The 12603-nt window shown below is 59.2% G+C and carries 8 protein-coding genes and 1 pseudogene; 7 read left to right on the forward strand and 2 right to left on the reverse strand.

From position 1 onward, the window contains the following. Positions 1-4 precede the first annotated feature (4 nt). The 3 genes from benC to DM992_RS37915 all read left to right on the forward strand — a co-directional run bounded on the left by benC (position 5) and on the right by DM992_RS37915 (position 2279). Entirely contained in the window at positions 5-1027 is a 1023-nt protein-coding gene (gene benC / locus DM992_RS37905) for a benzoate 1,2-dioxygenase electron transfer component BenC (protein ID WP_111021363.1), read from the forward strand. Beyond that, positions 1024-1800 (forward strand): benzoate diol dehydrogenase BenD, encoded by a 777-nt coding sequence (benD, locus tag DM992_RS37910; protein ID WP_111021364.1) that lies wholly within the window; start codon positions 1024-1026, stop codon positions 1798-1800. Before benC ends, benD begins: the two co-directional genes overlap by 4 nt. Positions 1801-1880: 80 nt before the next feature. After that, positions 1881-2279, forward strand: coding sequence for a RidA family protein (locus DM992_RS37915; RefSeq protein ID WP_111021649.1), 399 nt, complete (start codon positions 1881-1883; stop codon positions 2277-2279). 23 nt (positions 2280-2302) lie between these two features. Here the strand turns inward: DM992_RS37915 and DM992_RS37920 are convergent, their stop codons facing one another. Next, on the reverse strand, positions 2303-2560 hold the full coding sequence (locus DM992_RS37920; protein WP_162631834.1) for a hypothetical protein: 258 nt from the start codon (positions 2558-2560) through the stop codon (positions 2303-2305). On the opposite strand from DM992_RS37920, the pseudogene DM992_RS37925 reads away from it, so the two are divergent. The 4 genes and pseudogenes from DM992_RS37925 to DM992_RS37945 form a co-directional block, all read left to right on the forward strand. Then, positions 2560-3218: pseudogene (locus tag DM992_RS37925) on the forward strand (IS3 family transposase); the annotation flags it as partial. The gene DM992_RS37920 and the pseudogene DM992_RS37925 overlap by 1 nt on opposite strands. 1944 nt (positions 3219-5162) lie before the next feature. Beyond that, the gene (locus DM992_RS37935; protein WP_111021366.1) at positions 5163-6719 is read left to right on the forward strand and encodes a hypothetical protein; all 1557 of its coding nucleotides are present in this window, start codon (positions 5163-5165) and stop codon (positions 6717-6719) included. 518 nt (positions 6720-7237) lie between these two features. Further along, positions 7238-9274, forward strand: a complete 2037-nt coding sequence (locus DM992_RS37940; protein WP_162631835.1) for a PAS domain-containing sensor histidine kinase — start codon at positions 7238-7240, stop codon at positions 9272-9274. A gap of 390 nt (positions 9275-9664) precedes the next feature. Then, positions 9665-10738, forward strand: coding sequence for a sugar-transfer associated ATP-grasp domain-containing protein (locus DM992_RS37945; protein WP_204356196.1), 1074 nt, complete (start codon positions 9665-9667; stop codon positions 10736-10738). Between the two features lie 485 nt (positions 10739-11223). Here the strand turns inward: DM992_RS37945 and DM992_RS37950 are convergent, their stop codons facing one another. Beyond that, positions 11224-12465, reverse strand: a complete 1242-nt coding sequence (locus DM992_RS37950) for an O-antigen ligase family protein (RefSeq protein ID WP_111021368.1) — start codon at positions 12463-12465, stop codon at positions 11224-11226. Between the last annotated feature and the right edge of the window lie 138 nt (positions 12466-12603).

The following is a 12603-nucleotide window of genomic DNA, read 5'->3' on the forward strand; positions in this document are numbered from 1 at the left end:
TTCCATGTCCAGCTACAAGATTGCACTGAATTTCGAGGACGGGGTGACCCGCTTCATCGACTGCAAGGCCGGCGAGAAAGTCCTCGACGCGGCCTTCCGCGCGAAGATCAACCTGCCGATGGACTGCTCCGACGGCGTGTGCGGCACCTGCAAGTGCCGCGCCGAAAGCGGCAGCTACGACCTCGGCGACGACTATATCGACGACGCACTCACCGAAGACGAAAAGGACGGCGGCCTCGTGCTGACGTGCCAGATGGTGCCGCAAAGCGATTGCGTGATCGCGGTGCCGACGTCGTCGGGCGCGTGCAAGACCGGCCACAGCGGGTTCGCCGCGACGGTGACGAAGGTCGAGCAGCACAACGATGCGGCCGTCGTGCTCGAACTCGACGTCGGCGCGGCCGCGCCCGTGTTCCTGCCGGGCCAGTACGTGAACATCGACGTGCCAGCGAGCGGTCAGCACCGTTCCTATTCGTTCTCGTCGGCGCCGGCCGAGGCGAAGGTCAGCTTCCTGATCAAGAGGATTCCCGGCGGCGTGATGAGCACGTGGCTCGAATCGGCGCAGCCGGGCGACAAGCTGGGACTGCACGGGCCGCTCGGCAGCTTCTACCTGCGCGACGTGCAGCGGCCGCTGCTGTTCCTCGCGGGCGGCACGGGCCTCGCGCCGTTCCTGTCGATGCTCGAGGTGCTGGCGCGTACCGGTTCGCAGCAGAAGGTACACCTGATCTACGGCGTGACGCGCGATCTCGATCTCGTGCTGGTCGACGCGATCGAAGCATATGCGGCGAAACTGCCGAACTTCAGCTTCGCGACCGTCGTCGCGGACGCCGGGTCGAGCCATCCGCGCAAGGGCTGGGTCACGCAGCACATTCCGGCCGATGCGCTGAACGACGGCGACGTCGACGTGTATCTGTGCGGGCCGCCGCCGATGGTCGACGCGGTGCGCAAGTACTTCGACGACGAAGGCGTGAAGCCGAACAGCTTCCACTACGAGAAGTTCACCCCTAACGTCGTGGCAAAGGCGGCATGATCATGCAACGATTCTCGGGCAAGGTCGTCGTCGTTACCGGCGCGGCACAGGGCATCGGCCGCGGCGTCGCGCTGCGCGCGGCGGCCGAAGGCGGCAAGGTGCTGTTCGTCGATCGCGCGGATTTCGTCGCCGAGGTCGCGGCCGAAGCGACGGGTGGCGGGACGGCCGGATTCGTCGCGGATCTCGAAACCTACGAAGGCGCGCACGCGGCGATCGCGTGTGCGGTGCAGACGTTCGGCGGCATCGACATCCTGATCAACGGCGTCGGCGGCGCGATACGCATGCGCCCGTTCGCCGAATTCGAGCCGGCGCAGATCGACGCGGAAATCCGCCGCTCGTTGATGCCGACGCTCTATACGTGCCACGCGGCGCTGCCGCACCTGCTCGCGCGCGGCGGCGGCACGATCGTCAACATCTCGTCGAACGCGACGCGCGGCATTCGCCGCGTGCCGTATTCGGCGGCGAAAGGCGGTGTCAATGCGCTGACGCAGGCGCTCGCGATGGAATACGCGGAGCACAACATCCGCGTCGTCGCGACCGCGCCGGGCGGCACCAGTGCGCCGCCGCGCCGCGTGCCGCGCAATGCGGCCGGCGACAGCGAGCAGGAACAGGCGTGGATGAGCGAAGCCGTGCGGCAGGTGACCGATTCGACGTTCTTCAAGCGTTACGGCAGCCTCGACGAGCAGATCGCACCGATCCTGTTCCTGGCATCCGACGAGGCGAGCTACATCACCGGCACGGTGCTGCCGGTCGCGGGCGGCGATACGGGTTGAGCGGCGCGCGGTGAAGGTGCTTGCACGTGTTCATCGACAACCAACCGGCCGGCGCCGAGACGCCGGCCACGGAGACATCCATGCGTGATCGCAAAGCCATCGTTCCGGCCGGAATGGAAGCGGTGTACGAAAAAATCGGCTACGCGCCGGGCCTGAAGGTTGGCGATACGCTTTACGTGTCCGGCCAGATCGGCCGCGACGCGGCGCTGCAACTGGTTGAAGGCCGCGAGGCTCAGATCGTGCAGGCGTTCGAGAACCTGAAGTGCGTGCTGGAGGCGGCCGGCGCATCGTTCAACGACGTGGTCGACCTGACGACCTTCCATACCGACATGCGCGACCTGCCGCTGTTCATGCAGGTTCGCGACCGTTACGTCGATGCGCATCCGAAGCCGGCGTGGACGGCGGTCGGTGCGCATATGCTGGGCGGGTCGCCCGGTTATATCGTCGAGATCAAGGCGGTGGCGGTGCTGCGGGGATGACGCGTTGTCGGCGCGACTGAAATCTATTTCGCGTCCTGCGCAATCGGCGGTGCGGTGAGGTCGACATAGGACCCGGCGGGCCACTGCTTCCCGTGCCACGTGAGCGGCACGGCCAGAAAACACGACTTCAATACGGGGCCTGCCGGCATGAGGTCGAACACCGCATCGCCGCAAGGCCAGCCGTCGACGATCGTACCGACGCTCACCCCGGCCCGGGCCCGATCGCAACAGTTCTCGGGGATGAAAATCAGGCTGGCGATAGGAACCTTGCCGAGCAGCACGGCGTGAGGGCTGGCAGTTGGGCAAGAACCAGGCGTACCGGCTGTATTGCGAAGAGCAATTGCAGTTACGTTCGAAGTTGCCGAAGCGACGAAAGATGGTTGTGACGCGAGTGGCGAAGATCGTGCCGGCCAAACCGAACGACGCGTGGAGTATGGATTTTTCTATGGTCCACCCGCTTGCCGATGGTTCGAAGTTCCGCACCTTGACGATCGTGGACGTCTTCACGAAAGAAGCATTGGCCATCGAAGTCGGACAGCGTTTGAGAGGCGAACACGTGGTGTCAGCACTGAATCGTATCGCCGTCAGACGCGGAGCTCCGCGACACCTGTTCGTGGACTATGGCAGCGAATTTTCCGGGCGCCTGCTCGACATGTGGGCGTACCACTACCGAGAAAAATCGACTTCAGCAGGCCCGGTAAGCCGACGGACAATTGCCACATTGAGACGTTTAACGGATCATTTCGCGATGAGTGCTTGAACCTACATTGGTTCGAAACGCTGGGCGAAGCCAAGGCGATTGTCGAGGCGTGGCGCCGGGATTACAACGAGAGCCGTCCTCACTCTGCTCTCAAAGAGTTGGCACCAGCCGAATTCGCTCGTCAGCTGGTGCTTTCATCGGGTTCAACCGAACCCGAAATTCCGGAAAACTCGCTCTAGATCTGGTCCGGAAATTCCAAGCGGATCAATGAGGGCCGTTCCCCAAGCTTGAAATGGCCCAAAAGAAATCAGGCAGGTCAAGATGCCCAAGGTTAACAGCTTGCCGATAACGGTGACAGCTCCATCGGAGGTCTTTTTGAACTAGCCTCTAAAGATATCGAATTCTCAGCCGATAAGGTGGAATATCCTGCGTGCGCGTTCACCGTGCTGTATTCACAACCCACTCGCTTGGCGAGCTTTTGTGGAGACAAATGATGTTCATTTGTATCCTGTACGTCCTCTCGCTCCTACTGTCACTTTGCATAAATTCGTGGTGGCCAATCGGCTGCTTTCTCGGAGGCATGGCTCTTATCATGGCGTGGCACGTCGCGCAGAATCGCGTCAAAAGGGATCGAACCCCCTGAAACCTGTGCATGGTTCATGAAATTCACTCAGAAGACCCGAGGCATGTCGGGAACGGGAATCCATGACAAATGCGAACGCCGGATCGCATCGATGCGATGCGGATTTCGGCATGCTACAGCCGGACGTGTGCCGAATACTTGACGGCGCATCATAGTCTCAGTGCCGCGAGTTGGGCATCGATTCCATTATTGGTTTTGCCGTCCGCGGTGACAAGATGCTGCTTGAAGGGACGTCCATATTCGTGTAAACCCTCGTCAGCGAGGACCGCGGATTTCGCCTTATTGATGGCGCGCCATTGAGACCTCGCTTATAGGGCGGGTTGAGCGCATCACAATCGAAACTCTTCCCCGGGTGTATCGTCACGCAGAGTCGAATAGGGGAGTGCGAGGACGGCAACATCGTTATTGATGACATTCATCAATGTGCCCCTTCAGTACTACAGGTGGCAAGTTGTTCAGTGAATTTCTGACTTACGGCGCTGGGTACCGACCACCCCGAAGATCTGGCCGAGTGGCGCTTTCGAGCCGCGAGGGCATCGCTGCTTTCAACGGTTGCCCAATCATGCAGCGCACGCTGACGAACCTGTCGATATCGAAGCCCAGGCCCGAACCGAAGCTCGCTTGTGCTGCGTTGCCGCCTCAACCTGATGATCGATGCGATTCCACACACGCCCGCGTTAAATAAGATGAATGGTCGCAGCGCCGCACTGCTGCCGTTGATTGCGAATTTCGGCACCCGCAGTTCTGTCTGTATGTTTCAGCACCGGTACACCCTCGACGACGTAGTCTCGTAGCTGCGCGTGCCGCTGCCGCGTCCGAGGGCGATCTCCGCGGTTAACAGCGGGGTGATCGACGCTCACCGCAACAGCGTGCGCCGAGGCGGCGAAGCACGTACCCATCTTGCTGCCCACCAAATTCAATGCGCGACCGAAGGCTTCATAGTTCAGTGACTTGCGTGTGCGTCACGTGGGAATGACTGTGTCGGAAGCCTGCAAGACGTCCTCATGATTCAGTGACATGTCTTGCGTCGGTCGCTGCCGACTCGGCGTACCTTGCCATGTCTCGTACTGCCGGTGCGAATGGCGTACATCAGAAGAAGAGAATGCAATGGTGCATTCCGCCTATCCGTTGGAGAAAACCGCGATTCAGATATTCGATATGGACTGCTTAAGTATAGATCGTGAGCGAGTCATGCCTTCATGGCCATGATGATTTTTCCTATCGCCGGAGGTGGAAACTTTCCGTTCCGTCTGTCAGGAACGTCCTACATCTTGCTGATTGCGGGACTACGGAAATCTCGTCGCACGCCTATTTCGCTCTGCTGCGGCAGAGATGATACTGGCTTCAACGGTAGGCGAGATTCACTTCGAAATGCCACGAGGCGCTGATTGATCCGGATACCGTAGGGGCGTAGTTCTGAATCTGAGGCAAACGATTGCTTCGGAGAACTATGAAATAGATCGTTGATTCCGTTGTCGGAGCGGGCTCCGAGGATAGACGATTCTTTTTGTCGAGTTCGTCTCGGCGATGGAGACCACCAATGAAGCGTCGTCAATTTCTCAGTTACGTCACGGCAGCGGCCAGCAGCTATGTGTTGGTTGGCTGCGGCGGCGGTGACTCCGATGGCAGCGTCGCTGCCGTGAACGCGCGGGCGGCCAAGGCGATCGCGGCAACGTCCTCCGTGTCTGCGAACGGTACGACCGTTCCGCCTGCCGCATCCATTACCGACAACTCGGGCAACGTATGGACGATTTCGCAGGGGGTCATCTGTCAGAACGGCGTCAAGGACACGAGAACCTACAACGTGACGATGCTGCTGTGGTACGGGAACGGGCTGTACGCGAAAAACACGAGCCTTCAATACTTTCAGCTGATCAGCGGGAACTGGGTGCAATGTCTTGATCCGCGACTGGGCGGTACGTCCGTCGACGGCACAACGATTCCACCTGCCCCGTATATCATCGACAAATCAAATATCCAGTGGACCCTGTCGAACGGTTTCATCTACAAGAACGGCGTGAAGGACTCCAGCTCGTACAATGTGAGCACGCTGTTGTGGTATGGTGGTCTCGTCTACCAGTGCGGAACGGGCGGTCAGTTTTACGTATGGAGTCCGTCTGGAAACTGGATAAAGTGTGCCGATCCGCGCCTGACCGTCGCCATTACGGCAGGCATGTTCTACGGCATGAACGGGCACTTCGACTATCCGTTCACGCCGGCCCAGGTCATCAGTACGTTGCAGGGCCTCGGCTGCACGACCTATCGTATCGACTGCAGAAACACGTCAAATTACCTGGGGCCGGTCGTCGCGCTTGCACGGGCATTCCAACCCGTTGGGATGACGCTGTTCCCGTGCATTCTCTGCGGCCTGTACGACGCGAACGGCGTGTTGTATGCGAGTGAGCAGGCGGCCTACAATGCCGCGCACGCGAATGCCGCAGCGATTGCGACAGCGCTCAGCCCGTATGGCATTACGATGTACGAATGCGGCAATGAGCTCACGCGCGATCCGGCCATCATCTCGAATTTCACATACTCGGGTAACAAGGCGACGGACTTCAACAATACCAACTGGGCGATCATGCGCGGAGCGATGCGAGGCATGATCGACGGCGTGAAGTCCGTGCAGCCGACAGCGAAGTGCGGGATCAACTTCTGCGCAGCGGACATTGCGGCGTCCGACATGCTGTGGGATGGCTATCAGCCTGACGGTTCGGGTAGCCACCCGACCGTGCGCTGGGATATCACCACATGGCATAACTACCAGTCGTACGGGGATATTTTCAACGTCGGAACGGACGGCCAGGCTGCGGGTTTCAACTTGCCGATCTACTGCAAGGCGCGCTACGGTGTGCCGTTCATGATCACCGAGTGGAATGCCGGCCCCGAACAGACGCAAACGTTCCGCGCAAGCTATGTCACGCAGCAGATGGGTGAGTTCTATGCATCGCGCAAGAGCGCGGCAATTCAGTCCGTGATCTATTACGAACTCGACAGCGGTGATACCTCGTACGGGATCGTGACGAACTCGCTGCAGCCGATCCAGCCAACCTACAATGCGTTCCAGAGTTTTGTTGCGGGGCATCTGGACAACTGACATCGGCGAGGTCCCGCTTGTCGCCCGTTCCGTTGTCATCCGATCCACGCAATTTTGGTGTGTTGACGTCAACGGAACGGGAGGCGTCAACATGCCACTGACTCCCGTTGTCCGGCGCCGCCGATGTCACGCCCAGCCTGCTGGGCGCTTCGTGCGGCCCGAGGGCCTCGGAAAGCTTGACCGTCTCGGTCGTGAATTCCTCCGTGTACTGCCGCTTCGGTACCGCATTCTCTGCCTGCCCCCTCCGCACTAGAAGAAATCCGATAGAACTTTGCGGTAAGTGAAAATCGGACGGGCCAAGTGCGTTTTGTCCGGTTTCTGACGTGAATCCTCCCGCTACCCCGCCAGCGGTCATGTCGCGCGTGTACCGAATATTCAGAAGAATATGTATTATCGTCAGTACTCGGGCGCGGCAGTCATCGGAGCGGGCACAAGTGGCGCGCCCGGTCGGCCCCCTGCATTGCGCGAAAGCGTCCAGGCTGGCGCGGGGCGGGGCACGCCGCAAGAGGGAGGGGCCAATGAATGCGATCAACGAGTTTTTCGTCTCCGCAGGGTTCATGCCGAGCGGCTACTGCTTTTATTGGTCGCCCATCCTGTTGTGGGCGTACGTGATATCGGACATGGTGATTGCGCTGGCATGCTACGCAATTGCAGTCGTGCTGTGGATCTTCATGCGGCGGCGTACTGCATTGTCGTTCAGCTGGCCGATCCTGACGTTCGCGTTTTTCGTTTTTGCCTGCGGCACCACGCACCTCACTTCGGTCCTGAACATCTGGCAGCCAGACTACTGGCTCGATGCCTGCCTCAAGGCGGTCACCGCGATGACATCGCTTGCCACGGTCGCGCTGGTCTGGCCCATGACGCCCAAGGCATTCGCGCCGTCTGGTCCGAATCAACCGGAGCGGGCGAACAACGACATGTTGCGCGAAGTCGCCGCACTCCGGAATGCAGAAGAACAACTGCAAGCGCTCAACCGTGAACTGGAGGACCGGGTCGCCCAGCATACCGCCGCGCTGGAGGGCGTTGCCGACGCATTACGTCGCAAGAGTGCGGAGCTCGAGCACGTGCTGCAGTCGCTGCGCGACGACGAGGCGCGGACGCGATTGGTCGTTGACACCGCGTTGGACGCTGTCATTACTATGAACGCCGACGGCGTCGTGGTTGGGTGGAATCTGCAGGCCGCGGCGATCTTCGGTTGGCAGACCGACGACGCGGTCGGCCGTGTCATAAGCGAACTGATCATTCTTCCTTGCTTGTGGGAACCGCATGCCGTGGGCTTGCGGCGCTATTTGCAAACCGGCGAAGAGACGATTCTGCACCGGCGGCTGGAGTTGACTGCGTTGCACCGGGACGGACATGAAATCCCGGTCGAACTCACCATCACCCCGATTCACATCGGAGAGCGTCAGTACTTCAGTGGTTTCTTGCGCGATATTACGGCGCGCAAGGAAACTGAACGCGCGTTGCACGACAGCGAAAAGCGCTTTCGCGCCACTTTCCAGCAGGCGGCCGTCGGCATCGCGCATGTCGGACCGGATGGCCGCTGGCTGCGTGTTAACGAGAAGCTGTGCGATATCGTTGGGTACACGCGCGAAGAGTTGCTGTCGCTCACTTTTCAGGACATCACGCACCCCGACGACTTGGGGGCGGATCTCGCGCAAGTGCATCAGGTACTCGATGGGCAGGTCGATACGTACACAATGGAAAAGCGCTACCTGAGGAGAAACGGAAGCGAGGTGTGGATCGCGCTGACTGTTTCGCTGGTGCGCGACGACGCCGGTACTCCGGACTATTTCATTTCGGTAGTCGAGGATATCCAGCGTCGCAAGGTGGCCGAGGAGGAACTGCGCCAACGAACAGAGGAACTGGCGCGCTCCAATCAGGATCTCGAATATTTCGCCTATGTTGCATCGCATGACTTGCAGGAACCGCTGCGCGCGGTGTCGGGGTCGCTGCAATTGCTGAAGCGGCGATACGAGGGAAAATTGGACGCGCGGGCCGACGAGTTCATTGGGCATGCGGTGGACGGCGCCGTCAGAATGGCGGCGCTGATTGGAGACCTGCTCGCATACTCGCGGGTAGGGAGGCGAGAGGATCCGCGCCGGTTGACCGAATGTGACGAGGCCCTGGACTCGGCGCTCAAGAATTTGAGTGTGGCGATTCGCGAAACGGGAGCTCAGGTGACCCGCGGTTCGCTACCCGCTGTCCTTGCGATTTCCGCGCAGCTTCCGCTGTTGTTCCAGAACCTGGTGGGAAACGCAATCAAGTTCCGTCGCAAGGATGTGCCCGTGCAAATCTACGTGGGCGCCGAGGCGCGCGATGATGTGTGGGTCTTCCGGGTGGCGGACAATGGAATCGGGATCGAATCGCAATACTTCGAACGCATCTTTCTTGTTTTCCAGCGTCTGCAAACTCGCCGTGACTACCCCGGAACGGGGATCGGACTCGCTTTGTGCAAGCGTATCGTCGAGCGCCATGGCGGCCATATCTGGGTCGAGTCCGAACCCGGAAAGGGCTCCACTTTCCTTTTCACGTTGCCGCGAGGTCCGGAATGAGTGTTCGCAACGGATATGTCGACAGACATCAGGTTTTCGAGCGACGTGAAATCGCGTGACCGGCACCGCCCCGTCGAGAAACCGATGCTCAAGCGCATTGCATTGAGCAGCACCGGCCGCCTTGGGCGACCGGGCGTCGTGACGTGCCGAACTGCGCTTCCCAATGAGCAGTTGCATTCGATTGCTACTGACCGAAAATGCCGGCAATTTGGCTCATTACCAAGTCATTGAGGGCCGGGAACTGGATTATGATTTGCGTGCCGCACCGGGGTGCGGCAGGTTTGTGAATGGCCAAACGATGGATGCCGCGGCGACGTACGAGCTATTCTCTGGAATTTCAATTCCGTTGGCCATCGTTGTCGTAGGTACACGAGGTCGGGGAGGAGACTAATGGAAATCGATGCAGAGCGCGTGGTCAGATCCGCCTTGAAGCATTTGGGTTCCTATCGATATCATCGACATCACGCGCTGCAAGCCCGGTCTGTGCTCAAGGCGATCGAGGAAAGGCACGGGAAGACGAACCCGGCGCATATCAAGCTTGCAGATGCCTATGCGCGCGATGTGCTGGGGCACGCGCGCTATGCGCCATGGCTTTACGTCTACTCGGCAGTTTCCGGTGGGTTCAAGGAAGGCTGGATTCCGGACAATTACTACGGAAGCGTCGTGGTTCCTGCAATCAAGGGTGGATATGGCAAGATATCCGATCTGAGATCCTTGCAGAGCACGCTATTTCACAGCGCTGCTTTTCCGGATCTGGCGTATTTCGTAAATGGCCTGTTTCTCACCCCAGACAATGCCACGATTGCACCGACCAGCGTCAAGCGTCTGCTTTTTGCCGAGCGCGACGAAATCGTCTTCAAGGTCGACAATTCGCTCCAGGGCAGAGGTTGCTTCTTCTTTCGTCGCGACAGCTTCGATTTGGACAAGATCGAAGCGCTTGGAAACGGTGTGTTTCAGGAGCGCATTGTCCAGCATGAGGCGCTGAGCCGTTTCGTGCCCGGCTCCGTGGCGACGCTGCGCATGACGACAGCCATAGATGACAAAGGGCACATCGCACTTCGCGCTTGTTATCTGCGTCTGGGGCGGGCGGCCGACACTCACGTGCAGTCGAACAGTCACGTTCGCGTGGCGGTGGATCTGTCGACCGGCGAACTCGCACGCGAGGGCTATATGACGAACTGGCTGACGGTTCCGACACACCCCGACACACGCGTCGCGTTTTCAGGGAATCAGATCCCGGCTTTTGTCAAATGTGTCGCGACCGTGCTCGGGCATCACCGCAAGATGCCGCTTCCACGCAGCGTCGGCTGGGACGTCGCGATTGGGCGTGACGAAACCGTCAAGCTGATGGAATGGAACGCGATGCACAACGACATCAAGTTCAGCGAGGCCACGCAAGGGCCGTGTTTCAACGATTTGGGATGGGACAGGATTGCGCATCGCAACGACGCTCGAACGCGGTGACGGATTGTGGCGATGTTGAGGCATCGGTCACCCGGAAGTGTGTCTCGGGGTTGAAACGCTCCAGAGTGAATCGCCTCGTCAACCTGGTCCGCGATCGCGTTTGCGACCTGCCGCCGGATATGCGCGACGTTCAAACGCCGGCTATTCGGATTCGCGATATTCGAACGTGAATGCGCGCGGACGGGCTGTGTGTCGAATGTGACAGCGTGCACGGATACTCCAGTGCTGCGCAGTGCTGCATCCGCGCGGAGCATCGGCCGCGATTGGGGGCGATAAGATGGCGCAGCGCATTTGCGCGACACCCGGCAAGCCCGAGTGCTTGCCGGGTATCCCGTAGCGATGGAAAGAAGCTTGCAGTTGTACGTGAAATTTCGCAGCGCCACGGTCGGCCTGACAGCTTCGAAACGATTGCGCGTCATCGCGGCGTTCTCTGCCGCACGCCATCGGTGGCAGCGCCTCGGAACGTGCGAGACCGGGCGCGGAAATCATGTCGGCTCCCCGGCTACCGCGGAGCGATGACGGGCAGGACGCCCGCCGACACCGGCGCGCGATGCAACCAGGAGCGATAGGACGAGCGATAATATGAGCACGTTCGACGGCGTTGTCAGGCGGTGTTCGCTAGTGGCCATCGCCAGCACACAGACGGCCGACAGTTCCACAAACCGGAACGGGACAAAGTTGAATCGCCCGTTTTCGAGCGCAAAGGCCGCGCCCCGTTGGCACCATGAAATCAACACCCAATAGAAACGAATAACGAGGAACAAACCGACTATTCCAAGTTCCGCAAGAAAACTCATGTAGGAGTTATGGGCATGAGAGTCCGAGTGTACGGTCACCGACCCGACCGGTTGTCCGAAAAGACCGAAGTAATTAATGACCTGAGGGATCTGGTCGTCGAATGAGCCGAATCCCAGGCCGAAAATCGGACTTTTCAGGAAGTAGGCCAGCGCGCGCGGCCAGAGCCATTCATATCTCACCTGCAGGTTGCCTGCCTTGGGATTGGGGTCATTGATGGTGAAGGCATACCCCATATAATCTACATTCGGATTGGTATAGTGAATAGCAATTGCGATTGATGCCGCAATAAAGATCGCAATCATCAAAGCAAGGATCCAGCGCCTTCTGCCGAGGCTCAGGTACAAGAGCATCACGCCGACGCCAACCATCGATCCCCGGCTGTAAGTCGAAACAAGCATCAGAAAATTCAAGCCCAGCAGTGCAAGCAGAACACGGCTACGGTCGTTCATGTAACAGGCAACACCGAGGCAAAACAGCATCGCAAGAAAGCCGCCCGCTGCGTTGCGCGCTATGAAATAGCTGCCAAAGGTGTCTGCGGGGTGGATGAATATCGACAGCAGGCTGTTTTGCATGAGGTACCAAGCATAATATGGCAAGTTCACAAAAACAGCCGAAATAAAGAACCACTTGAGAGTCTTGTTCAGGTCCCAACGATGGGTGTACACGCAGCCGGCAAAAATAGGTGCGTACGATACGAAGAAGTTGCCGTCATACCGGTAAAAGTCATATTCAAGGAGTGAGGCCGGGTCGTAGATCAAAGTCGACGCCAGCGCATACGCGCTGAATGCAAGAAGAGGCCCTATGAAATCCGGATATGTTCTGCCAAAAAATCGCCACCAGAAAAACACGATCGGTGCGAACCCAATCGCGCTGACCGGGACCAGGTTAGTTACCGAAAAATACAGGGCAATCAGGGATATGTAGGGCACGGCGTTAGCTTAACAGTCGTTCAAATGTCTGGTGTCGAGATGGTGTTCGGGCCTCGTGGAACACCCATGTCTCTTGCGCATGACGGATCGCTCCATGTTTGCCCGCACCGCACGGGTATTTCAGTCGCCATCGCGCCC

Origin of the sequence: Burkholderia sp. JP2-270 (assembly GCF_003233675.1) — a bacterium.
Taxonomy (GTDB): Bacteria; Pseudomonadota; Gammaproteobacteria; order Burkholderiales; family Burkholderiaceae; genus Burkholderia; species Burkholderia pyrrocinia_C.